The 23883-nt window shown below is 73.0% G+C and carries 18 protein-coding genes; 9 read left to right on the forward strand and 9 right to left on the reverse strand.

Annotation, left to right across the window (positions count from 1 at the left end; translation table 11 throughout):
- Nucleotides 1–405: 405 nt before the first annotated feature.
- Genes DQ239_RS02060 through DQ239_RS02070 form a run of 3 tightly spaced genes read left to right on the forward strand, consistent with a single transcriptional unit; the run spans nucleotide 406 to nucleotide 6576 of the window.
- Nucleotides 406–4599, forward strand: coding sequence for a Pls/PosA family non-ribosomal peptide synthetase (locus DQ239_RS02060; RefSeq protein ID WP_113832574.1), 4194 nt, complete (start codon nucleotides 406–408; stop codon nucleotides 4597–4599).
- Complete coding sequence (locus tag DQ239_RS02065) at nucleotides 4596–5879, forward strand: heparan-alpha-glucosaminide N-acetyltransferase domain-containing protein (protein WP_147251963.1); 1284 nt, start codon at nucleotides 4596–4598, stop codon at nucleotides 5877–5879. The genes DQ239_RS02060 and DQ239_RS02065 overlap by 4 nt, the downstream gene beginning before the upstream one ends.
- Nucleotides 5860–6576, forward strand: a complete 717-nt coding sequence (locus tag DQ239_RS02070) for a BPL-N domain-containing protein (RefSeq protein ID WP_199582480.1) — start codon at nucleotides 5860–5862, stop codon at nucleotides 6574–6576. The genes DQ239_RS02065 and DQ239_RS02070 overlap by 20 nt, the downstream gene beginning before the upstream one ends.
- Nucleotides 6577–6643: 67 nt before the next feature.
- Here the strand turns inward: DQ239_RS02070 and DQ239_RS20520 are convergent, their stop codons facing one another.
- Nucleotides 6644–7807 carry a hypothetical protein gene (locus DQ239_RS20520; RefSeq protein ID WP_199582482.1) on the reverse strand — a complete coding sequence of 388 codons (1164 nt, stop codon included), beginning with the start codon at nucleotides 7805–7807 and terminating at the stop codon, nucleotides 6644–6646.
- Between the two features lie 185 nt (nucleotides 7808–7992).
- Between DQ239_RS20520 and DQ239_RS02080 the strand changes: the two genes are divergently transcribed.
- Complete coding sequence (locus tag DQ239_RS02080) at nucleotides 7993–9468, forward strand: M1 family aminopeptidase (protein ID WP_233488641.1); 1476 nt, start codon at nucleotides 7993–7995, stop codon at nucleotides 9466–9468.
- Nucleotides 9469–9515: 47 nt separating this feature from the next.
- Nucleotides 9516–10535 (forward strand): acetylglutamate kinase, encoded by a 1020-nt coding sequence (argB, locus tag DQ239_RS02085; protein ID WP_233488642.1) that lies wholly within the window; start codon nucleotides 9516–9518, stop codon nucleotides 10533–10535.
- Nucleotides 10536–11043: 508 nt separating this feature from the next.
- Here the strand turns inward: argB and DQ239_RS02090 are convergent.
- Complete coding sequence (locus DQ239_RS02090) at nucleotides 11044–11529, reverse strand: GNAT family N-acetyltransferase (RefSeq protein WP_158544764.1); 486 nt, start codon at nucleotides 11527–11529, stop codon at nucleotides 11044–11046.
- 294 nt (nucleotides 11530–11823) lie between these two features.
- On the opposite strand from DQ239_RS02090, the gene DQ239_RS02095 reads away from it, so the two are divergent.
- Complete coding sequence (locus DQ239_RS02095) at nucleotides 11824–12540, forward strand: M50 family metallopeptidase (protein ID WP_113832579.1); 717 nt, start codon at nucleotides 11824–11826, stop codon at nucleotides 12538–12540.
- Here the strand turns inward: DQ239_RS02095 and DQ239_RS02100 are convergent.
- Complete coding sequence (locus DQ239_RS02100; RefSeq protein ID WP_113832580.1) at nucleotides 12537–14927, reverse strand: glycosyl hydrolase family 65 protein; 2391 nt, start codon at nucleotides 14925–14927, stop codon at nucleotides 12537–12539. The genes DQ239_RS02095 and DQ239_RS02100 overlap by 4 nt on opposite strands.
- Nucleotides 14924–15667, reverse strand: coding sequence for a beta-phosphoglucomutase family hydrolase (locus DQ239_RS02105; RefSeq protein WP_233488643.1), 744 nt, complete (start codon nucleotides 15665–15667; stop codon nucleotides 14924–14926). The genes DQ239_RS02100 and DQ239_RS02105 overlap by 4 nt, the downstream gene beginning before the upstream one ends.
- 156 nt (nucleotides 15668–15823) lie before the next feature.
- Here DQ239_RS02105 and DQ239_RS02110 point away from each other — a divergent pair, with 156 nt between their 5' ends.
- On the forward strand, nucleotides 15824–16369 hold the full coding sequence (locus DQ239_RS02110; protein WP_113832581.1) for a YbhB/YbcL family Raf kinase inhibitor-like protein: 546 nt from the start codon (nucleotides 15824–15826) through the stop codon (nucleotides 16367–16369).
- 1 nt (nucleotide 16370) lies between these two features.
- On the opposite strand, the gene DQ239_RS02115 is transcribed toward DQ239_RS02110, so the two are convergent.
- The gene (locus tag DQ239_RS02115) at nucleotides 16371–17177 is read right to left on the reverse strand and encodes a GNAT family N-acetyltransferase (RefSeq protein ID WP_113832582.1); all 807 of its coding nucleotides are present in this window, start codon (nucleotides 17175–17177) and stop codon (nucleotides 16371–16373) included.
- A gap of 123 nt (nucleotides 17178–17300) precedes the next feature.
- On the opposite strand from DQ239_RS02115, the gene coaA reads away from it, so the two are divergent.
- Nucleotides 17301–18254, forward strand: coding sequence for a type I pantothenate kinase (gene coaA, locus DQ239_RS02120; RefSeq protein ID WP_113832583.1), 954 nt, complete (start codon nucleotides 17301–17303; stop codon nucleotides 18252–18254).
- Between the two features lie 163 nt (nucleotides 18255–18417).
- Nucleotides 18418–18621: a DUF5999 family protein gene (locus DQ239_RS02125; protein ID WP_113832584.1), complete on the forward strand. Its 204-nt coding sequence runs from the start codon at nucleotides 18418–18420 to the stop codon at nucleotides 18619–18621.
- 35 nt (nucleotides 18622–18656) lie between these two features.
- On the opposite strand, the gene DQ239_RS02130 is transcribed toward DQ239_RS02125, so the two are convergent.
- From DQ239_RS02130 to DQ239_RS02145, 4 genes are all read right to left on the reverse strand, one after another.
- On the reverse strand, nucleotides 18657–19241 hold the full coding sequence (locus DQ239_RS02130) for a DinB family protein (protein ID WP_113832585.1): 585 nt from the start codon (nucleotides 19239–19241) through the stop codon (nucleotides 18657–18659).
- A gap of 62 nt (nucleotides 19242–19303) precedes the next feature.
- Nucleotides 19304–22345 (reverse strand): aminomethyl-transferring glycine dehydrogenase, encoded by a 3042-nt coding sequence (gene gcvP, locus DQ239_RS02135; RefSeq protein WP_199582488.1) that lies wholly within the window; start codon nucleotides 22343–22345, stop codon nucleotides 19304–19306.
- 129 nt (nucleotides 22346–22474) lie between these two features.
- Entirely contained in the window at nucleotides 22475–22957 is a 483-nt protein-coding gene (locus DQ239_RS02140; RefSeq protein ID WP_233488662.1) for a MerR family transcriptional regulator, read from the reverse strand.
- Between the two features lie 354 nt (nucleotides 22958–23311).
- Nucleotides 23312–23812, reverse strand: a complete 501-nt coding sequence (locus DQ239_RS02145; RefSeq protein ID WP_113832587.1) for a bifunctional nuclease family protein — start codon at nucleotides 23810–23812, stop codon at nucleotides 23312–23314.
- Nucleotides 23813–23883 lie beyond the last annotated feature (71 nt).

Consider the following 23883-nt stretch of genomic DNA (forward strand, 5'->3'; position numbering starts at 1 on the left):
CGCGCGAACGGCGGCTCCCAGCTGCCGCCCTCCCACGGCATGACGCCCGCTACCCGGATGGCGCGGGCCACGTCGAGTTCGTCGGTGCGGTCCACCCGGTCCGCTCGTCGATGCGCCCGATCGCCGTCGGCATCCGGGTTAGGGTGCCGTCCACCGTCTGCGGCGGCTGCCGGTCCTGCGCCCGAGCGGTGCTCCCCCGCTGCCCCGACGGGAGCGCTGACGCGACCGCGTGCAGGCGGCATGGACGGCCGCCCACTGCGGCCTGACTGCCGATGGGTGCGGGCCGCGCTCCACGCCGCCGACGGCTCTTGCTCCAGCACGTCACCTCGTCCGGCACGAGAGGTGACCCACGACGAACGCATGCCAGAGAACGTACGGAACGAGAACGTGCAGAAAGGTGACCGGATGAAACCCCCCAGGGAGGACTTCGATCTGTTCTCGACGACGATCGACGATCTGGCGGCACCACTGACCGCGTCCGCGGGTTCCACGCCCTCCGGTAGGACCGCGGAGCGCGAGCCGATCGCCACGACCACCGACTCCCGCATCCGGTTTCACGACAACGTGGTGGCCGAGCTGTCCGGCCAGGTCGCGGGCTGCCGCCGGCTGAGCCGTTACTTCGAGCGGGCCTGCGACAGCCGCCCCTCGGCCATCGCGCTCGAGTGCGACGGGGAGCACCTCTCCTACGCCGATCTCGACGCCCGTGCGAACCGCCTGGCCAACCTGCTGCTGTCCCGCGACGTCGGCAGCGGCGTCCGGGTAGGGATCCTGCTCCACCGCTCGGTGGACACCTACGTCGCCCTGCTCGCCGTGACGAAGACCGAGGCGACCTTCGTACCGATCGACCCTGCGGCGCCTGCCGACCGACTGGAGTTCATCGCCGAGGACTCCGACCTGGGGCTCGTGGTCACCACCACGTCCTTCGCCGCCACCTACGCCGGCCTCCCCTGCGCGGTCCTCCCGCTCGACGACCTCGTGCCGCAACTGGCCATGCAGCCCAGCACCCGTCCTGCCGTCGAGACCGACGGGGACCCGGTGTGCTACATCATCTACACCTCCGGCTCGAGCGGTCGACCCAAGGGCGTGGAGATCACGCAGTCGAGCATCTGCAACTTCATCGGGATCGTGCCTGCCCTGTACGGGGTGGAGCCGACCGACCGGGTCTACCAGGGCATGACCATCGCGTTCGACTTCTCCATCGAGGAGATCTGGCCGACCTGGGCGGTGGGCGCGACGCTCGTCGCCGGTCCCACGGACGGCCGCCGGGTGGGGTCGGGCCTTGCCGACTTCCTGGCCGAGCACGAGATCACGATGATCTACTGCGTCCCGACCGTGCTGGCCACCCTGGACCGCACTCTCCCGCTCATCCGGACCGTGAACGTGGGCGGGGAGGCATGCCCTCGCGAGCTGGTCGACAGGTGGGGTCCCGGTCGCCGGATCCTCAACACCTACGGGCCGACCGAGACGACCGTCACCTGCACGATGGCCGAGCTCCGGCCCGGCAAGCAGGTCACCATCGGTCGGCCGCTCCCCACGTACCGGATCATGGTTCTCGACGACGACCGCCGGCCGGTGCCCGCAGGAGAAGTGGGCGAGATCTGCGTCGGCGGGCCCGGGGTCGCCCGCGGATACGTGAACCGCCCCGACCTCACCGCCGACCGCTTCATCGCCGATCCCGGTGGGGCCCCCGGGGAACGCATCTACCGCACCGGCGACCTGGGCCGTCTCCTGCCGGACGGTGAGCTGGAGTACCTCGGGCGCGCGGACAGCGAGGTCAAGGTGCGCGGGCACCGCGTGGACCTGCAGGAGATCGAGAGCCTGCTGCTCGTCCACCCCGAGGTGACCGGTGCCGTGGTCACGCTGCTCACCGGCCCCGACACCGGCGGAGAACTCGCCGGCTACGTCGTACTCCGGGACGACACAGCATCCGGCGGCGACGGAACCGGCGAACGGGCCGACGCGGTGATCGCCGAACTGCACGAGCAGCTCCTCCTGCAGCTGCCCGCGTACATGGTGCCGGCCTACATGGACGTGGTCACCACCATCCCCATGCTGCCCAGCGGAAAGGCCGACCGGGCCAGGCTTCCTGAGCCGACGCGGCCGCGGCTGGTCCGGACCGAGACCGATCACGAGAGTCCGGCCAGCCCCGCCGAGGCCTGGATCGCCGGTCTGTGGGAGGAGGTGCTGCGTCTCCCCGAGGGGTCGGTGTCCGTGACGGCCAACTTCTTCGACTCCCTGGGCGGCCACTCCCTGGTGGCGGCAACCGTCGTCTCCGCGATGCGGGAGAGCGATCTCGGCGCCGGCTTGTCCATCCTGGACTTCTACCGGCACCCGACGGTCCGCGACCTGGCCGAGCACCTCGAGGACGCCCGAGCACATGCAGCGGAACCGGTCGTCCTGGAGCCGCGGGCCCCGCGCCCGGCACCGCCGTCGCGGAGGCGCGTCGCTGCCTTCGGGGCGGCCCAGGTGGCCGGCTTCGCGGTGGTCATCGGACTGTTCACGCTTCCGATCGCCGTTGTGTACGGCGTCCACGACGGCGAGCCCTCCGTCGGTCTGGTGGTCCAGCTCGCACTGGCCCTCCCCACCCTGTACCTGCTCGCCCGCTGGGGGTTGCCCGTCGTCGGCTCCCGGCTGCTGTCCCGCGGCCTGACCGCGGGCGACCACCCGCTGTGGGGCAGCGTGCACCTGCGGGTGTGGATGGTGCAGAAGCTGATGACCATCTCGCCGCTGACCGTCCTCGGCGGGTCTCCCTGGGCGGCGACCTACCTGCGACTGGCCGGATCCCAGGTCGACGACGACTGCCATCTCGGCACGGCCGACATCTCACTGCCGACCTTCGTCCGCGTGCACCGCGGCGCCACCGTCGGATACGGCACCCAGCTGCATGCGCACCGCATCACCGAGGGTGTGCTCACCCTCGGTGAGCTGACCGTCGGCGCGGGTGCGGTCGTCGGCGCCGAGAGCGTCGTCGAGTGCGACGCACGTGTCGGCGACGGAGCCATCCTCCGTGAGCAGTCGCTGCTGTTGTCCGGACAGGAGGTCCCCGACGCGCAGACGTGGTCGGGCTCCCCCGCTCGGCCCTCGGCGGAGTCGGCGGACCCGGTGATGGAGCTCATGGCCGCCTGTGCGTCCGCGCCTCGCACCTGGTCGCGGACGCTTCTGGCCGGCTTCGCCGGAGGCATCCTGCTGCTGGAACTCATGCCCTTCCTGATCATGGTGCCGACGGTGGCGGTCGTGTGGTGGGCGCTGCTGAGGTACGGCACCCTCGCGGCGCTGCTGGCGACGGCCCTGTCCGGCCCGCTGTTCGTGGCCACGTCCTGCGCGCTCGTCCTCGGCATGCGCCGGCTGGTCCTGCCCTCCACGCCGGAGGGGATCCACCACCTGCGGTCCCAGCTGGGGCTGGAGAAGTGGCTCGGCGACAAGCTGCTCGAACTGAGCCTGCTGCTCAACAACACGCTGTACTCCACCCTCTACACGCCCTTGTGGCTGCGGGCACTGGGCACGAGGGTCGGGACGGGCGCCGAGGTCTCGACCATCGCCAACATCGACCCCGACCTGCTCGTCCTCGGCGACGGCAGCTTCGTGGCCGACATGGCCAGCGTGGGCAGCGCGACCTACGCCAACGGTCACGTGGCCTTCCGGCGCACCGAGATCGGCACCCGCGCCTTCGTCGGGAACGCCGCCTTCATCCCCTCGGGCGCGCAGCTGGGTGATGAGTCCCTCATCGGCGTCCGCAGCGTGCCGCCGCCCGAGGGCGTGCCGGCGGGAACCGCGTGGCTGGGATCGCCGGCGTTCTTCCTCCCCCGCCGGGAGCTCTTCGAGGAGTTCACCGACGAGGAGACGTTCACGCCGCCACGGTCGCGGGTCCGGGCGAGGTACGCGATCGAGTTCCTCCGGATCGTGCTGCCGAGCTCCATCCTCGGTCTGGCGACGTTCGCCACGCTGTACGGCTTGTCGACCGTGGCGTCCTCGTGGGGCACGGCGGCGACCGTTCTGCTGGCCCCGTTCATCGCACTGGGCTCGAGCATCGCCGTGCTGCTCCTCGTGGCGGCGCTCAAGTGGACCCTGGTCGGCCGCTACCGGCCGCGCGTCCGCCCGCTGTGGAGCGGCTTCGTCCGTCGCACGGAGTTCGTCACCGGCATCTACGAGGCCGCAGCGGTTCCCGCGCTCCTCGCCTTCCTCACCGGAACGCCGCTGCTCGGCCCGGCGCTCCGGCTGTTCGGGGCCCGGATCGGACGTCGGACGCTGATCGACACGACGTACCTCACGGAGTTCGACCTGGTGGAGATCGGGGACGACTCGTCCGTCGGAGCCATCGCCTCCCTGCAGACGCATCTGTTCGAGGACCGGGTCATGAAGATGGACCACGTCGTCCTCAGGGAGCGGGCCAGTGTCGGCGCCAAGGCGGTGGTGCTCTACGGCTCCGTGGTGGAGGAGGACGCCTCGCTGGCAGCGATGTCCTTGGCGATGAAGGGCGAGGTGCTGCCTGCCGGGACCACGTGGTGCGGCATCCCCGCGCAGAAGGTGGCCCGCCCGCCGACGCCCCCACCGCCCACGGGTGTCCGTGTCCGCTCGCTGACCGCGGCGGCCCGGCGATGACGGCGGGGCCGCAGGAGGCCTCTTCCCTGGCCCACGCCTGCGAGCCGGGCGACGTCGCCGGCACGCCGTCGAGCGCGGCGGCGCCCGACCGGGCCAGATCCCGCCTGATCGGCATCGACGCCGCCCGCGGTGTCGCGCTGGTGGGCATGATGGCGGTCCACGTGCTGGACCCGGTCGGTCCCGACGGCACGCCGTCCCTCGCCTGGAGCCTGGCGGGCGGGAAGTCGGCCGCACTGTTCGCGCTGCTGGCCGGCGTCGGCATCGCCTTCTCCAGCGGCCGACGCCACCGCCCGCACGGGCGGGCGTGGGTGGCCAACGCGGGGTCCCTGGCTGTCCGTGCGCTGCTCATCGCCATGGTGGGACTGGTGCTCGGCTACCTGGTGCCCCGCAGCCTGGCTGCGGTGATCCTGCCGTACTACGCGCTGCTGTTCCTGCTGGCCATCCCGCTGCTGTCCTTGTCGATCCGGGCGCTGCTCGCCGTCGCCGCAGTGATCGTGGTCGGCATGCCGGTGCTCAGCCACCTGCTGCGTGCCGGGACCGAGACGGCGGTCGCGGGAAACCCGACGTTCGAGGACCTGCTCGGGGACCCCGGTCGGTTGCTCACCGAGCTGACGCTGACCGGCACCTACCCGGCGCTGAGCTGGTTGGCCTATCTGTGCGTCGGCATGGCCGTCGGCCAGGCACGGTTGTCCACGCGACGCGTCGCGACCACGATGGCCGTCGCCGGGCTGGGCCTGGCAGTCGGCGCGAGAGCGGTGTCCTGGTTCCTGCTCGACGTGCTGGGCGGACGGTCGGAGCTCGAGGCAGTGGCTCTGCAGTCGCTGTCCAGCGAGGAGTACACGGATCTGCTGGACTGGGGGCCTTCCGGCATCACCCCGGCGGACACCCCGTGGTGGCTGGCGACCGTCTCTCCGCACTCGAGCACCCCGCTGGATCTCGTCTTCACCATCGGGGTGGCGCTGGCGGTGCTCGGCGCCTGCATCCTCATCGGCCGCACGGGCACCTCCTGGCTGCGCCCGCTCGCAGCGGCGGGAAGCATGACGTTGACGCTCTACTGCCTGCACCTGCTCATGCTCAGCTCCCCGTTCATGCCCGACCACGACGGTGCGTCGTTCCTGCTGCAGGTGGCCGTGGTCGTCGCCTTCGGTCTCGGGTGGAGCCGGTACCACGCGCGCGGTCCGCTCGAGGACGTCGTGGCGTCGGCGACCAGTGCCACCCGGCGGCGGCTCCTCTCGGGCCGGGGTGCGAAGGGGACGATCGGTGCCGCACCCGGGGATTGAGGCGCGGGCACCGCAGGACGGACGCCGGCTCGCACTGGTGTACCGCGGTCCGGCGTCCACGCCCGGCTGCCCGGAGGCGGTGGCCGAGGCGCTGGTCCGCAGCCGTTGGGGCCTGGACGTGCGATACGTCGGACCGAGGGAGGCGCTGCCGCTCTGCCCGGAGACGCTGGCGCGCGCGGCGCTGTTCGCCCAGCCGGGAGGCGGCACGCTCCGGAGGGCGTACCGCAGGCTGCGGCGTCATGCGCCGGCGATCCGGACGTTCGTCCGCACCGGCGGCGGCTACCTGGGCTTCTGCCTCGGGGGGTACCTGGCCGGCGAGACTCCCGGTTTCGGGCTCCTGCCCGGGGACAGCGACCGCTACATCTCCTCGCCGGGGGCCCGGCCGGACCACGCGGGCGACGATCTGGTGACGCTGGACTGGAACGGCCGGCACCGGCAGATGTTCTTCCAGGACGGCCCCTGGTTCGACCTGGACGCCGCCCGCGGGCCGGCCGACGTCCTGGCGACGTACGCCAACGGACTCCCGGCCGCCCTCATCGCGCCGTTCGCCCGAGGGATGGTGGGCGTGGTGGGCCCGCATCCCGAGGCGCCGGCGGGCTGGTACGTCGACAGCGGCCTTCCGGTGCCGCCCGACCTCACCGCGGACCTCACCCAGGACCTGCTCGACCGGGTCCTGGCGCGGTTGCCCGTCCGCTGAAGGGATGAGTGCATGGCCAGCGACGAGCCCGGCGCGCCGCCCGTGGGGGCGGCGCACCGGGGCTCGCTCAGCCTTCGTCGAGCAGTCGCGCGACCGTACGTCCCAGTCGGCCGTCCAGGCTGTGCCCGACCCCGGAGGCCCAGTCGTGGGAGGTCCTGACGCCGCGGGCGCCGTACCACCGCTCGCCTGCCGCTGCACCCCAGGACGCGGTCAGCGGGACGGCGGTGTCCGCGGTGCCGGTGAACCAGTGCCCCCTCACCCCCGCCATCCGCTGCGCGGTGACCTTGCTGCCACTCTCCGCGGCGGGGCCGCCGCCGCCGAACACGACCCAGCCTCCGCCGAGGCGCAGCAGCTCCGGATGCCGGGGCACCAGGAAGCGGGTGATCTCCTGGGCGCCGGAGGAGAAGCCGACCAACCACACCTCGCTGATCGGATAGCTGCGCAGCTGCTTCTCGATCAGTTCGGCGAGGAAGTCGGCATTGCGGCTGGTGTCGCCGGTGTGCCAGCACTCGCACGACTGGTCAGGGCTCTCCACGGCCAGGGTGACCATGTTGCGATTCCTGGCCACGGCGATCAGCCCGGACGACCCACCCAGCGCGTAGGAGGACGACGGATTGTCGACGCCGTACTCACCGGTTCCGTCGGCATAGACGACCAGCCCGACGGGGCGCGACGGATCGATGCCGCCGGCGTACCGCAGGAATCGGCCGGTCTTGCCGTTGGTGGCGGTGAAGGCCGTGCGCTGCTGGTCGGTGTACGACCCGCCCGCGCCGCTGCTGGCTGTGAGGGCCACCGGAGTGGCGAGCGAAGCACCGTGCACTTGGCCGGACCCGGTGGAGGGCTCGGGTGCCTCGGCGCTCGGGCCGGCCGCCGCCGCGGACCGGAGCGGGACCTGGGGGCCGGGCTCGGCGGCGCGCGTGGTGGCCGGCGCGGACGACTCGTCGGCCTGCGGACCGGAGGGTGGTACGGGCTCTCTGTCGACCGGCTCGCTGACGGCCGGCGCCTCGTCGATCGGCGCCGTGCCGACGGGTTGCTCCGGGGCCGGCTCGACGGGCGGGGAGGCCGGCACGTCGGCGACGGCGGCTCCGGCAGCGCTGGTCGGCGCACTGGTGCCGGCGTCGGGAGCGGACGCGATGACGTCGACGGGACCGCACGCAGTGATCACGGTCACCAGCGCGGCAGCGGCGAGGAGGCGGGAGCAGCGACCGGCTGCGGAACGAGTGGTGGGCACGAAAACGGGTCTCCCGGTGGTTCATCGATCGTAGTGACGTTGCGTAATGCCCCCGTGACAGTTCGATGCTGCCATGCTCGCTGGGTCGAGGAAAGGTCACGACGGAGGCTGTCTCGTCGCACCCGTCACACCGACCCCAGGCGTCACCGCGCCCTGCCGATGACGGTTCGAATGGGCCCGCGCCGATGAGGCAGAGGCGCGTCGGGGTGGCCTCGCCCGCCGACCGGCGGCGCCGGCCCTCGGTGGCGGAGACGAGGCGCTACCGGCGACTGCTGGCGACCGCACTGTGCTGCCTGGCACTCTCCGCGGCCGGGTGCACGGCGCCGGGCTCACCTGACCCGGAGCGGATCGCCTCCGACCCCTGGGCCGACCGTCCGGTGGTCGAGCTGCGCTTCGAGGTGGCGGACGACCTGACGTCGGTGAGCGCGTGGCAGCGGATCGTCTTCACCCCTGATCTCGCGACCTGCGACGTGGTGCTGAGGGCGTGGCCGAACAAGCCACTCACGGCGGAGGAAGGCAGTTCTCTCGTGGTCTCCGAGGTCCGCGTCGACGGGAGGCCGGCGGACGTCGACGACGTCGCCGCAGGTGCGCCGGAGAGCGCCCCGGCCGGCACCCTCATCGAGGTTCCGCTGGAGCAGTGTGCGGAGCCCGGCCAGGAGATCTCGGTGGAGACCGACTTCGACCTCGAGCTGGGCGAGGACGTCGATGAGCGGATCGGCACCTCCTCGGCCGCCGAGGTGGCGTGGTTCGCCACCGCGTTCCCGCTGCTGGCCTGGGAACGGGATCGAGGATGGGCACGCGGGCCGGCGGTCCCGGTCAGTGGGGAGATGGCGGTCAGCGAGGACTTCGAGCTGGCGTCGTTGGAGGTGGTCGCCCCCTCGAGGTACGACGTGCTCGGCACCGGCAGCGCCATGGGGGCCGAGAAGGCGCGGGACGGCACGACGCTCCACCGGTTCACCGCCCCGGCTGTGCGCGACGTCGCGGTGTCCGTGGGGAACCTCGACGTGGTCGAGCGGGTGGTCGACGGCGTCCGCGTGCACGTGGGAGTGGACGCGGCGGTGGCAGCGGCCGACCCGGCGACCTGGCTCGCGTCGATCGCGGAGTCGACGCGCGACCTCGTGGAACTGCTCGGCCCATTCCCGTACGACGACCTCTGGGTCACGGTGCTGTCCGCCCAGACGAGCGGCATCGAGTTCCCGGGAGCGATCCAGTTCGGCGACGTGGATCCGGAACGACGCCGAGGCTTGATCAGCCACGAGCTGGCGCACATGTGGTTCTACGGACTGGTCGGCAACGACCAGGGTGAGCACCCCTGGCTGGACGAGTCCTTCGCCACCTTCGCCCAGATCGTGGCGGACGGCGAGGACGAGCCCTACGTGCACACCCCCGACTCCGATCTCCCGCCGGTCGGTGGGTCGATGTCCTCCTGGACCGATTTCCGCCGCCCCAGCAGCACGTACTACGACACCGTCTACACCCTCGGCGGCGCGGCCCTGGTGGAGGCGCGGGACCGGGCTGGGCACCAGGCCTTCGACGCCGCGCTCTCCCGGTACGTGCGCGAGAACGCGCACTCCATCGCCACGCCCGCCGACGTACGGACGGCGTTCGAGGACCTCCCCGACGTGCTCGCGGTGCTCCGCGAGGTCGGCGCGCTGACCTGAGCACTGCCCCGCCACGACACCCGGTTCCCCATCTCCAGGAGTACACCGTGACGCTCTCCGCACTGAACGATGCCGACGACAGCCGTCGAGACCCCGCAGCGCACCTGGCCCGGGTACCGGCCGGAGGAACCGGTACCGCCCCGGGAGAGGGTGGCACCCGGATCCTCGCCGAGGGTCCGGTGGGAGCTGCGACGAAGGTCGCCGTGCTCACCGGAGCGCTGCCCTGGCTCCAGGAGTTCCACGGCAGCGTCGTGGTGATCAGGTACGGCGGCCACGCGATGATCGATGACGAGTGCCGGCGTGCATTCGCCGAGGACGTGGTCTTCCTGCGGGCCTGCGGGATCCTCCCGGTGGTCGTGCACGACGGCGGCCCGCAGCTCACCGAGATGCTGGGCCGGCTGGGCGCGGGGAGCGTGTTCCGCGGCGGCCTGCGGGTGACCACCCCCGAGACCGTCGACGTCGTCCGCATGGTCCTCACCGGCCAGGTCGGCCCCGACATCGTCGGGCTGATCAACCAACACGGCTCGATGGCCGTGCAACTGTCCGGTGAGGACGGCGGGATCTTCACCGCGGCTCGCACGCACGCGGTGGTGGACGGGCAGCCGGTCGACATCGGCCTCGTGGGCGACGTCGCGACCGTCGACGCGTCGGCCGTCACCACGATGCTGGATTCCGGCCACATCCCGGTCGTCGCCAGTCTCGCCCCGGACGTCCACGGCGTCGTGCACGACGTCGACGCCGACACCGCGGCCGCCGCCCTCGCCGCGGCCCTCGGGGCGGCGAAGCTCGTCGTCCTCACCGACGTCGAGGGGCTCTACACCGACTGGCCCGACCGGAACTCGCTCGTCCACCGGATCGGCGCCCGCGAGCTGGCCGAGCTGCTGCCGGCGCTGCACGCCGGGATGAGCCCGACGATGGCCGCGTGCCTGCGGGCGGTCGAGGGCGGAGTGGGGCAGGCGACCGTCGTCGACGGCCGCGCACCGCACGCCGTGCTGCTGGAGATGTTCACCGACGACGGCGCCGGGACGATGGTTCTCCCGGCCGACCACGGTCGACCCACGCCCTGACCCCCAGGGGGTTCACAGCTGCTTCACCGCGGAGCGGGAGCTGCACACGGAACAGTGCTCGGCATGGACACGTGGACCCGCCACCCTGAGGACGTCGCTCCGCCCCTTCCGCCCGGCTCTGCTGTGGCATCCTGCACCCGCGGGCGCGAACCGGCGATCGTCAGCCCGCGGGGAGCAGGGAACCGGACGAAGCTGTGGCGACACCGTGAGACGACTGCGATGACGCCCCCCGCTGCCCATGACCCGAGCTCGTGCGAGGGCCGTGGCTGTTCTCGGCACCATCCCAGCCATCACCACATGAGGGAGTGGCCCTCGACCTGGAGCGCTCACCGTGGGTACCACCTGCGGTGGTGCCCGCACGGCTACGGGCACCCGGACCCTGATGACGTCGTCGAGCTCCAGTCGACCGGGGGCGTCTCCGCTGCCCATGGCTGCGACGGCTGTTGCATCGCCCCGCTCCGGGACCGCTCGGCATGACGTCTCGAGAGTGAGGGCCGACGGACCGCCCTCACTCGCCGTGGCCGTCGGGGCGACCCGTCCGCCCCGCGCAGCGCATCAACCTCTTGTGCGGGTCCCGGGGGGATCTACCGATGTCGACCAGGCCGTTCCGCCGGTACAGCGCGATCGCCGCAGCGTTGGTCGCCCTGACCGACAGCACCACGTCACAGCCGCCGCGCTCTGCTGCCCACGCCTGCACAGCCTGCACCGCGATGTCGCCGATGCCGAGGCCGCGCGCCCACGGAGCGACCCACAGGGAGGTGAGGGTGATCCGGCCGTCGGCGTCCCTCCGGGTGGCGCTCACCATCCCGGCGTCGCTGCCGTCCACGGTGAGGACCAGGTTGAACGGCATGTCCGTGAGTCGGGCACGCCACCGTGTCTCGGTGTCGCCGCGGCCGGTCCAGGCGGCGAGACGCTCCGCGAAGGCCTCGGGCGCCTGCTCCAGGGCGGCCAACCGCAGCCGCCGCCAGCGGCGCCAGTCCTCCGGGCCGACCACTGTCGCTGTGATCCCGACGTTCTGTGGCTCGTCGTCGAGAGGCTCCCCGACGAAGGCGTGAGCACCCTGTCCGCTGGAACGCACCCGCATCAGGGCTGTCGGGTGGGCACTACGGGCCGGTCGCGTCCGTCTGACTCGCTCACAGCGTGCTCCGTTCGTGGGTGCGATGCGGTCGTCCCGGAGATCGGCAGCACCAGACCGTCCCTCCTGCCTCCACGATGGAGGATCTCGTCCGGCGGAGGCCATCGGCAGTCCTGCCGATGTGCGCTCGCCGGTTGCTGTTGACTGCCCGGCGTGGACGCACTCGACCGGTTCTGGGACCGGGTCAGCGCCCCCGCTCCCGACCTCTCCCCCACCGTCCTGCTCCTCACGGCGGCCGCGGCGGCCGTGCTCGTGCTGTACGGCCCGCTGTGGCGGCTGACGCGGCACGCGGTGACCATCGCGCACGAGGGCGCGCACGGGCTCGTCGCGCTGGCGGTCGGCCGGCGGCTGGCGGGCATCCGGCTGCACTCGGACACCTCCGGGGTCACCGTCTCCTCCGGGCGGCCGACCGGCATCGGCATGGTGCTCACCTGCGCCGCCGGCTACACCGGTCCCGGGCTGTTCGGCCTCGGGGCGGCCGCCCTCCTGGCGGCCGGGCACGCCGTGGGCGCGCTCTGGGCGCTGGTCGGGCTGCTCGGGCTGCTGCTGGTGCAGATCCGCAACTGGTACGGCCTCTGGTCGGTGCTGGTCAGCGGCGGCCTCGTGCTCGCCGCCACCTGGTTCCTCGCCGCGGAGGCCCAGGCCGCGTTCGCCGCCGTCACCACCTGGTTCCTGCTGCTGGCCGCACCGCGTGCCGTCGTGGAGCTGCAGCGCGCCCGCCGGCACCGGCGGGCCCCGGACTCCGACGCCGACCAGCTGGCCCGGCTGACCCGCGTCCCCGGTGTGGTGTGGGTCGGGTTCTTCCTCGCCGTGGACGTCGGCGCGCTGCTGCTCGGGGGCAGCTGGCTGCTGGCCGGGACCTCCGGCTAGTCCAGCGTGCGGTGCTCGAGCGGCCTGGTGCCGGGGCGGGTGCGCCGCCGCGGTGCGCAGCCCAGCGGCTGGCTGACCGGGTCGACCTGGAGCGGCGGCGGGATGTCGAGCACGAGGTCGGCCTGGTCGACGGTCACCAGCCTGCCGTGGTGGTGGATGTCCAGCGGCTCGCCGGTGACCAGCCGGTACGTGGCCTGCGTCGGCGTCACAGTGACGACCAGCTTCCGGCCCCGGTAGACCACGCGGAAGCGCAGCTTGGTCAGCCGGCTGGGCAGCCGCGGCGCGAACGTGAGCTCGCCGTCGTGGTCGCGCAAGCCGCCGAAACCCGCGACGGCTACGGTCCAGCCGCCAGCCAGCGAGGCGATGTGCAGGCCGTGCCCCGAGTTGTGGTGCAGGTTCTGCAGGTCGGTGAGCGCCGCCTCGGCCCAGTAGTCGTAGGCCAGGTCCAGGTGGCCGGTCTCGGCCGCGACGACGCCCTGCTCGCTGGCCGACAGCGACGAGTCGCGGGTGGTGCGGGCCTCGTAGTAGGCGAAGTTGGCGATCTTCTCCTCGAGGGTGAAGGCGTCCCCGCGCAGGTGGAGGGCCATGACCAGGTCTGCCTGCTTGACCACCTGCTTCCGGTAGAGCTCGAAGTAGGGGTAGTGCAGCAGCAGCGGGTAGTGGTCGGCCGGCGTGCCCGCGAAGTCCCACTCCTCGTGGTGGGTGAAGCCGTCGGACTGCATGTGCACGCCGTGCTGGGTGTCGTAGGGCACCGCCATGAGCGCCGCCGCCCGCAGCCACACCTCGACCTCGTCGTCCTCCAGGCCGAGCCGGCGGGCCACCTCGGGCTGCCGGGACACCGCCCGGGCGCCCTCCCGCAGGTTGCGCTGGGCCATGAGGTTGGTGAAGACGTTGTTGTCGACCACCGCGGTGTACTCGTCCGGCCCGGTCACGCCGTCGATCCGGAACCCGTGCTCGTCGTCGAAGTGCCCGAGCGACGCCCACATGCGGGCGGTCTCGATGAGCAGCTCGGCCCCGAAGTCGCGGTCGAAGTCCTCGTCGTCGGTCGCGTTGTAGTAGCGCACCACGGCGTCGGCGATGTCGGCGTTGATGTGGAAGGCCGCCGTCCCCGCCGGCCAGTAGCCCGAGGTCTCCTCGCCGCGGATCGTCCGCCACGGGAAGACCGCACCCCGCAAGCCCAGCACCCGGGCCCGTTCGCGGGCCAGCTCCAGGATCGAGTGCCGCCAGCGCAGCGCGTCCCGCGCCGCCTCCGGTGCGGTGTAGGTGAGCACCGGGAGCACGTAGGTCTCGGTGTCCCAGAACGTGTGCCCGTCGTAGCCCGGGCCGGTGAGCCCCTTCGCGGGGATCGGCTGGCGCTCGGCGCGCAGCCCGGCCTGCAGGACGTGGAACATCCCGACCCGGACGGCCTGCTGCAGCTCGTCGTCGCCCTCGATCTCGACGTCGGCCTCGTCCCAGTGCTGGTCGAGCAGCTCGCGCTGCTCCCGCAGCAGCCGGTCGAAGCCGGCCAGCTTCGCCGTGGCCAGCGCTCCTTCGACCTGGTCGCGCAGCGCCGCGCCCGAGCGGCGCGAGGACCACCCGTAGGCCAGGTACTTGACCAGCTTCAGGGAGCCTCCCGGGGGGATCCGGGCGGCGAGGGTGTACCGGGCGAGGTCGCCGTTGGCGAGGAGGTCCTCGGTGCTGGTGTCCGGCACGACGACGTCGTGGTCCATGCCGGCGGCCATGCGCAGGCGGCTCCGGGCGGTGCGGTGCACCAGGACCGCGCGCCGTCCGCGACCGACCCCGAACTCGGCCTGCAGCGGCTTGTCCAGCGCCGCCGCCGCGCGCGGGTCGGCGCTCTCGCCGTGAGCCGTCTCGTTGGCCAGCAGGTCCGACTGCAGCGCCACGTACAGGTCGCCGAGGTCGTCGATGACCTCCACCTGGTACTCGACGGCGGCGATGGACCGGCGGGACAGCGACACCAGCCGGGTGCTGGTCACGCGCACGGAGCGACCGCCGGGCGAGCGCCAGTCGGTGATCCGCCGCAGCACCCCGGCCCGGAGGTCGAGGGTGCGCCGGTGGTCGAGGATCTCGCCGTAGTTGAGGTCGAACGGGGAGTCCTTCACCAGCAGCCGGATCAGCTTGCCGTCGGTGACGTTGACGACCGTCTGCCCCTGCTCCGGGTAGCCGTAGCCGCGCTCGGCGTAGGGCAGCGGCCGCTCCTCGTAGAAGCCGTTGAGGTAGGTGCCGGGGACGACGGCGGGCTCGCCCTCGTCGAACGACCCGCGCATCCCGATGTGCCCGTTGGCCAGCGCGAACACCGACTCGTGCACCCCGAGGCTCCCGTGGTCCAGCCCCACCTCGGTGAGGGACCACGGTTCGACGGGGAAGATCGTCCGGCCCTCGGTCATGCCCGCTCCCCCAGCAGCTGCTCCAGGTCGGTGACGACGACGTCGGCGCCGGCGGCGGCCAGGTCGTCGGCCTGCCCCACCCGGTCCACGCCCACGACGAAGCCGAAGTGCCCCGCGCGACCGGCGGCCACCCCGGACAGCGCGTCCTCGAAGACCACCGCCTCGGCGGGCTCCACGCCCAGCCGCCGGGCCCCCGCCAGGAAGGTGTCGGGGGCCGGCTTTCCCTTCAGGCTCTCGCGGGCGGCGACGACGCCGTCCACCCGCGCGTCGATCAGGTCGGCGAACCCGCCGGCGGCGATGACCTGCTCCCCGTTGGCCGATGCCGTGACCACCGCGGTGGGGAGGCCGGCCTCCTTGACGGCCTGGAGGTAGCGCACCGAACCCGGGTACACCTCCACGCCGTTCTCCTCGAGTTCGCGCAGGACCAGCGCGTTCTTGCGGGTGGCGATCGCCTGGACGGTCGAGGCGTCCGGCGGGTCGTCGGGACCGCCCTCGGGGAGGGTGATGCCGCGGCTGGCGAGGAAGCCGCGCACGCCGTCGGCCCGGTGCTTGCCGTCGACGAAGCTGTTGTAGTCGGACTGGCTGAACTCCGGCTGCGCGGGGTCGAACCGGTGCAGGAACTCGTCGAAGGTGCGTTTCCAGGCGGCCATGTGCACGGTGGCCGTGCGGGTCAGCACGCCGTCGAGGTCGAAGAGGCAGGCGCGGACGGACTCGGGCAGCCCCAGGCGGGATCCAGGCACGGCAGGCACGCTACCGGCGCCGACGTTGCCGCACCGTTCCGACGCTGCATCGGTCGTGTGCCGACGCGCGCGAGCCGCCGCTGCTGCCTAGGGTCGCGACGAGGGCGCGCCAGCACCAGGTCGCGCCCGTCCCGCTCCGTCGACGAGAGGACCGACATGGCCGACCGGCCGCTGCCCCCGAACCCGTACGACTTCCTGCCGCAGGTGCCCTCGTTCACCGTCACCAGCACCGACGTCACCGACGGCGCGACCCTGCCCATGCCGCACGTCAGCGGGGTGATGGGCGCGGGCGGGGAGGACCGCTCGCCGCAGCTGTCCTGGTCGGGGTTCCCGGAAGGCACGCGCAGCTTCGCCGTCACCGTCTACGACCCGGACGCACCGACGGCCAGCGGCTTCTGGCACTGGGCGGTGGCCAACATCCCCGCCTCCGTCACCGAGCTGCCCGCCGACGCCGGCAACAAGGACGCCCCGCAGCTGCCCCCGGGGGTGGTGCAGCTGCGCAACGACGGCGGCTTCGCGGGGTACGTCGGGGCCGCTCCCCCGGCCGGCCACGGACCGCACCGCTACTTCGTCGTCGTGCACGCCGTGGGCACCGACAAGCTGGACGTCGACGGCGACACCACCCCGGCCGTCCTCGGCTTCAACCTGTTCTTCCAGACGCTGGCTCGGGCGACGCTGGTCGTCACCTACGAGGAAAGCTGAGTCAGGGCAGGCCGGCGACGGCGACCCGCGCGAGCCAGGCGAAGCCGACCCGCTCGTAGACGCGGGCCACGTCGTCGTCGCCGGCCGCCAAGAACACCAGGTCCGCGGTCTCGCGCGCGTGGGCGACCAGCGCGGAGGCGATGCCGGCGCCCAGCCCGCGGCCACGCAGGTGCGGACTGGTCGCCAGCCCCAGGATCTCGCTGACCACGGTGCCGTCGACGTCCACGGGCTGGTGCAGCCCGACGGCCACCGGCGCGCCGCGCTCGATGGCGACCATCATCACGGTCCGGCCGGTCGCGATCCGCTCGCGCAGCGCGGCCGTGGTCGCGGCGTCCCGGGCCGCCGGATCGGGCCGGGTGGCCTGCACGTCGTCCGGTCCCCCCGGGTGGGCGAACGCGACCGCGGAGACCTCCTGGTAGTGCGGCAGCTCGGGGTCGTCGGCACCCACGAGGTAGAGCCGCACCCCCGCCGGCAGCAGCAGCTCGACCGGCTCGTCGGCCACCAGCAGCGGCAGCTCCTCCACCACGAGGCCCGCCGCGCGCGCGGCCGCGCCCACCTCGGGCCTGCGCTGCGGGAGCCACTCGAGGGCGACCGGCAGGTCCGCCTCCTGCTGCAGCGCCGTCGCCGCGCGCACGTCGGCGACGGTCACCCGCGACTCGGTGCCCCGCCGGGGGCGGGCCGGATAGGGCCAGGCCGGATCGCCGACCGGGACGTCGAGGGCGCCGGCGCGCTCGATCCGTGCGTCCGCGAGCGGTGCGGCGGAGTGGTAGCGCTCGATGCACTCGAGCAGTCCCGGGCGGGCTGGCACAGCGCGAACCCTAGACCGGCCCGGCGGCGGGGCATCCCCCGCGCGGGCCGCGACCATGCCTTCCCCACCCGCACGGGTGACCCGCGCGCAGGGCCCCGGAGGGCCGGACGGCACCATGGGGGCGTGACGGCAGGGACGCGCGGCTCCATCTCGCCCTACGCGGTGTTCGACCGCGCCTCGTGGCGGGCGCTGGCCGCGGGGTCGCAGCTCCCGCTGGACGAGGCGGACCTCTCCGCGCTCGCTTCGCTGGGTGACCGCATCGACCTCGACGAGGTGGCCACGGTGTACCTGCCGCTGGCTCGGCTGCTGCACCTGCACGTCACCGCCAGCCGCAGCCTGTGGGCGGCGCAGAGCGAGTTCCTCGGCGACTCCACGGCCAAGGTGCCCTTCGTCATCGCGGTCGCGGGCAGCGTCGCCGTCGGCAAGAGCACCACGGCCCGGCTGCTGCAGACGCTGCTCGCCGCCGGCCCCGGCTCGCCGCGCGTCGACCTGGTCACCACCGACGGGTTCCTGCTGCCCAACGCCGTCCTCGAGGCCCGGGGCCTGATGGGGCGCAAGGGCTTTCCCGAGAGCTACGACCGCCGGGCGCTGCTGCGCTTCCTCGCCGACGTGAAGAGCGGCCGCGAGGAGGTTTTCGCGCCGGTCTACGACCACCAGTCCTACGACATCGTGCCCGGCCGGCAGCAGGCCGTGGACCGGCCCGACATCCTGGTCGTCGAGGGGCTCAACGTGCTGCAGGCGGGACCCCGCCCCGACGGCACCGCGCCGGAGGTGTTCGCCTCGGACTTCTTCGACTTCTCCGTCTACGTCGACGCCTCCGAGAGCGACATCCAGACCTGGTACGTGGAGCGGTTCCTGGCGCTGCGCCGGACGGCGTTCGCCGACTCCACCGCCTTCTTCCACCGGTTCGCCGCACTGACCGACGACCAGGCGCGGGATACCGCGCTGGGCATCTGGTCGGCGGTCAACGCGCCCAACCTGCGCTCGAACATCGCACCCACGAGGTCCCGGGCGCGGCTCGTCCTGCAGAAGGCGGCCGACCACTCCGTGCGGCGGATCCTGCTCCGCAAGCTCTGACCGGCGGCCGCGGCCGTTGGCAACTTCGCACCACCCGGCGGGATGACTTGGTGACCTGGGTCACCGAGACGCGGCGAGCACGCGCGCACACTGGCAGTGGTCGGTGATCGATCGCTCACCCGCAGTCAGCTGAGCTCACGAGGCTCGAACGGACGGAACCGCCATGTGCCCCCACGTCACGCCCTGCCCCGACGCCGCCAGCGAGGCGCGCGACCTCGCCGCCATCGTGCGCAGCCACCCCGAGCAGGGCTGGAACCTGCTGTGCAACGGCGTCGTCCTCTTCGACGACGACGGCGAGCTGCTGCCCGACGGCCGCGCGATCAGCCACCCGCACACCTGGCTGGCTCCGGAGCCGGCCGGCGCCTGACCGCGGGGCGGCCCGGGACACCCGGGCCGCCGCGGTCACCTCCCCGCCCGGTGGGCGACGTCCTCCAGGTTCCCCCGGTAGTCGCGCCACCAGTCGGCGTCCCGCTCGGGCAGGTTGTCGCCAACGCCCTGGTTCCCCACCGAGCTGTCGACCAGCTCGCGGACGATGTCGGCGTGCCCGGCGTGCCGGTGCGTCTCCGCGATGACGTGCACCAGCACCCGGTGCAGGGTCACCTCCGGCCGCGACCACCACGGCACCCGCCCGCCGGCGTCGAGCGGCAGCTCCGCGACGGTGGCGTCGGTGAGCGCCCACGCGCGGCGGTAGAGGGCGAGGACGTCGGCCCGGGACTCCTCCTCCGTGGCCCACATGTCGGAGTTGGGCTCGCCCTCCTCGGCCATCCACGCCTCGACCTCGGGCACGCGGCGGCCGAACACCGGGCCGAAGTAGCCCATCTCCACGTACGCCAGGTGCTTGAGCAGCCCCAGCAGGTTGGTACCGGTCGGGGTGAGCGGGCGGCGGGCGTCGTACTCGGGGAGGCCGTCGAGCTTGAACACCAGCACGTCCCGGCCCTCCTGGAGGTAGGTGCGCAGGTCGGCCTTGGCGTCGTCGTCAGGGGTCACGGGCGACACCGTCGCACGGGGGTACGACGGCGTCGACCGGGTCGCCCCACTCCCCCGGCGGCTCAGGCCGAGGCGCCCACCACGTCCGCCGCCGTCCCCAGGTCGTCGAGGGCACCGGCCGAGCGCTCGGGCGTCGACCCGCCCGCCGCCGGCGCGTGGTCCCCGAAGTCGTGGTCGGCGAACGCCTCGATGGGCGGGCAGGCGCAGACCAGGTTGCGGTCGCCGTAGGCCTGGTCGATGCGCCGCACCGGGCTCAGGTACATGCGGCCCTGGAGCCCGCGCACCGGGTACACCGCCGTCGTCCGCGGGTAGGGCCGCTCCCACTCCCCCGCCAGCATCGCCAGCGTGTGCGGCGCGTTGCGCAGCGGGTTGTCGGTGCGGTCGTACTCGCCGGTGGCGACCTTCTCGATCTCGCCGCGGATGGTCACCATGGCCTCGACGAAGCGGTCCAGCTCCGCCTTGTCCTCGCTCTCGGTCGGCTCGACCATCAGCGTCCCCGCGACCGGGAAGCTCATGGTCGGCGCGTGGAAGCCGAAGTCGATGAGCCGCTTGGCGATGTCGTCGTTGGTGATGCCGGTGGCCTTGGTGAGCGGCCGGATGTCGAGGATGCACTCGTGGGCGACCATGCCGTCCGCGCCGGTGTAGAGCACCGGGAAGTGCTCGCGCAGCCGGGCGGCCAGGTAGTTGGCGCCGAGGATGGCGTGCTCGGTGGCCCGGGTGAGCCCGTCGGGCCCCATCAGCCGGACGTAGGCCCAGGAGATGGGCAGGATCCCCGCGGAGCCGTACGGCGCGCCGGAGACCGCCGGCCCCTTCGCCCCGGTGTCCACCAGCGGGTGGCCGGGCAGGAAGGGCACCAGGTGCTCGGCCACGCCGATCGGGCCGACGCCGGGACCGCCCCCGCCGTGCGGGATGCAGAAGGTCTTGTGCAGGTTGAGGTGGCTGACGTCGGAGCCGAACCGGCCCGGGCGGGCCAGGCCGACCAGGGCGTTGAGGTTGGCGCCGTCGACGTAGACCTGACCGCCGGCGTCGTGCACCGCGGCGCAGATCTCGCGCACCTCGGTCTCGTAGACGCCGTGCGTGGAGGGGTAGGTCAGCATGATCGCGGCGAGCCGCTGGGCGTGCTGGTCGACCTTCGCACGCAGGTCGCCGAGGTCGACGTTGCCCGCCTCGTCGCAGGCGACGACGACGACGCGCATGCCGGCCATGACTGCGCTGGCAGCGTTGGTGCCGTGCGCGGAGCTCGGGATCAGGCAGACGTCGCGACCCTCGTCGCCGCGGGAGCGGTGGTAGCCGCGGATGGCCAGCAGGCCGGCGAACTCGCCCTGCGAGCCGGCGTTGGGCTGCACGCTCACGGCGGCGTAGCCGGTCACCTCGGCGAGCCAGCCGCAGAGCTCGTCGATCAAGCGGCTGTAACCACGCGCCTGCTCGGCCGGGGCGAAGGGGTGCAGCCCGGCGAACTCCGGCCAGGTGATGGCCGCCATCTCGGTGGCTGCGTTGAGCTTCATCGTGCACGAGCCCAGCGGGATCATCGTGCGGTCCAGCGCGAGGTCCTTGTCGCTGAGCATGCGCAGGTAGCGCAGCATCGCCGTCTCCGAGCGGTGCGCGGAGAACACCGGGTGGGTGAGGTAGGCGGTGCGGCGCCGGAGCTCGGCCGGCAGGGCGTCGCCGCCGTCGTCGGCGAGCGCGGCGTCGTCGAACGCGACCCCGAAGGACTCCGCGACGGCCCGCAGGATCTCCGGCGTGGTGGTCTCGTCGCAGGCGACCGCGACGGTGTCGCCGTCGACGAGGCGGAGGTTGATCCGCCGCTCGGCCGCCGCGGCCACCACCTCGGCGGCCCGGCCCGGCACGGCGACCGTGACGGTGTCGAAGAAGTGCTCGTGCACCGGGGGCAGCCCACCGGCACGCAGGGCGCCGGCCAGCGCGTGGGCGCTGCGATGCACCCGCGCCGCGATCGCGGCCAGGCCCTCAGGCCCGTGGTAGACGGCGTAGGCACCGGCCATCACGGCCAGGAGCACCTGCGCGGTGCAGATGTTGCTGGTCGCCTTCTCGCGGCGGATGTGCTGCTCGCGGGTCTGCAGCGCCAGGCGGTAGGCGACGTCGCCGTCGGCGTCGACCGAGACACCGACCAGCCGGCCGGGCAGCTGCCGCGCGAGCCCCTCGCGGACCGACAGGTAGCCGGCGTGCGGGCCGCCGTAACCCATGGGGACGCCGAAGCGCTGGGTGGTGCCGCAGGCGACGTCGGCGCCCCACTCCCCCGGGGCCTCCAGCAACGTGAGCGCGAGGAGGTCGGCGGCGACGACCACCGACGCACCGGCCTCGTGCGCGGCCGCGGCCAGTGCGCGGTGGTCGCGGACGGCACCGCTGGCGCCCGGGTAGGACAGCAGGACGCCGAACGCGCCGGCCTCGGGAAGGTCGGTCGGCCAGCCCTGCGCGAGGTCGGTGACGTGCAGGGTGATGCCGAGCGGCTCGGCGCGGGTCTCGAGCACCGCCAGCGTCTGCGGCAGCGTGTCGGCGTCGACCACGAAGACCGCTTGCGGCTTGGCCCGTCCGGCGCGCCGGACGAGCGTCATGGCCTCGGCGGCGGCGGTTGCCTCGTCGAGCATCGAGGCGCCGGCCACGTCCAGCCCGGTGAGGTCGGAGACCATCGTCTGGAAGTTGATCAGCGCCTCGAGCCGGCCCTGGCTGATCTCGGGCTGGTAGGGCGTGTAGGCGGTGTACCAGGCCGGGTTCTCCAGCACGGTCCGCTGGATGACCGCCGGGGTGACGGTGCCGTGGTAGCCCAGCCCGATCATCGAGGTGAAGACGTCGTTCTCCGCGGCGCGCTCGCGCAGCTCCGCCAGGACCGCGCCCTCGTCGGCGGCGGCCGGGAGCGCCAGCGGCGTCCGGTCGCGCACCTTCTCGGGCACGCAGGCGTCGGCCAGCGACTCGAGCGTGGGGTGCCCCACGACCTCGAGCATCGCCGCGGTGTCGTCCCCCCGCGGCCCGATGTGCCGGGCTGCGAACGACCCGGCGGGGTTCAACGACTCCAGCGACGGGAGCGACCCGGTCAGCGGCGGAAGCGATCCGCCCTCGGTCCCAGCGACGGTCTCAGCACGGTCTGCCACTGCCAGAACGCTACAACATGGTCGGCCTCCGGCCGACACCGCGACCACGTGCCGTCCCGGCCAGGCGGAGCCCAGGCGTCGCGCCTGCGCGGACCCCTCCGGGGCCCACTCGGCACGACGACGAACCAACTACATCGCGCGGCGGCGGCGGCGCAGGGAGAGCTCGTCGTCGGCGGCGGCCGCGGGGGCACCGTCGAGGCGCTCGGCCGGGAGCTCGGCCAACTCACCGGAGAGCTCGCGCAGCGCACCGGAGACGGCGATGCCGAAGACGCCCTGCCCGCCGGCCAGCAGGTCGACGACCTCCTCGGCGGAGGTGCACTCGTAGACGGTGGCCCCGTCGGAGAAGAGCGTCACGTTGGCGAGGTCCTTGATGCCGCGGTTGCGCAGGTGGTCGACGGCCTTGCGGATGTTCTGCAGGGAGACGCCGGTGTCCAGGAGCCGCTTGACGACCTTGAGGACCAGGATGTCGCGGAAGGAGTAGAGCCGCTGCGTGCCCGAACCGGTGGCGCTGCGCACCGAGGGGGCGACGAGGCCGGTACGGGCCCAGTAGTCGAGCTGCCGGTAGGTGATCCCCGCAGCGGCGCAGGCGGTCGGGCCGCGGTAACCGACCAGGTCGGTGTCGACCTCGTCGTACGCGGGGGCCCCGACTGCGGCGTCGCTGAAGAGCTGACCCTGGGAACCCTTGTCCTGGTCGCTCACGTCGGCGTCCTCCCTCTGTCCCACCCCGCTCGCGCGGTGCGGGTCCACGGCTGGTCACCCTGGTCGCAGGCCCGGGACTGCAGCCACCGACACCGGGTCTCACACCGTTGTTGTTCGCCGACCGTAAGCCGGGCCCGAGGGTGGGTCAACTGAGCGGGGCGGCGTGTTGCACCGGTCATCATTTCGAGTGGAGGACACCCACCGACCTGCCGATCGTCAGATCTTGCCAGCGGTGGGGCGCCTGGGACGGGTGGTGCGTCCCGTGACCTACGCGGGACCGCCGGACCCTCCACCCGACCCGGAGCCCGCACCGAAGTCCTCCGGCGAGATCTGGTCGAGGAACTCGCGGAACTTCTCGACCTCGTCCTCCTGCTCGTCGGGGATCTCGATCCCGACCTCGTCGAGCAGGTCGTCGGCGCCGAAGATCGGCGAGCCGGTCCGGACGGCGAGCGCCACCGCGTCCGAGGGGCGCGCGCTGACCACCCGCTCCTCACCGAGGACCAGCTCGGCGATGTAGATGCCGTCGCGCATCTCGGTGATGTGCACGGCCTCGAGCTCGGCGCCCAGGGCGGTGATGACCTCGCGGAGCAGGTCGTGGGTCATGGGGCGCGCCGGGCGGACGCCCTGCTGCTCGAACGCGATGGCCGCGGCCTCGACCGCGCCGATCCAGATCGGCAGGTACCGCTCCCCCTGCGTCTCCTTGAGCAGCAGGATCGGCTGGTTCCCGGGCAGCTCCACCCGGACGCCGACGACTCGAAGCTCCTGCACGGTACGGCTCCCTCGGCTGCGTGCCCGGCGTCCGGACCGACGACGTCGGCCGGTGGCGGGCGGGTGTGGTG

The sequence above is a fragment of the Blastococcus sp. TF02-09 genome, from assembly GCF_003319105.1.
Taxonomy (GTDB): domain Bacteria; phylum Actinomycetota; class Actinomycetes; order Mycobacteriales; family Geodermatophilaceae; genus Blastococcus.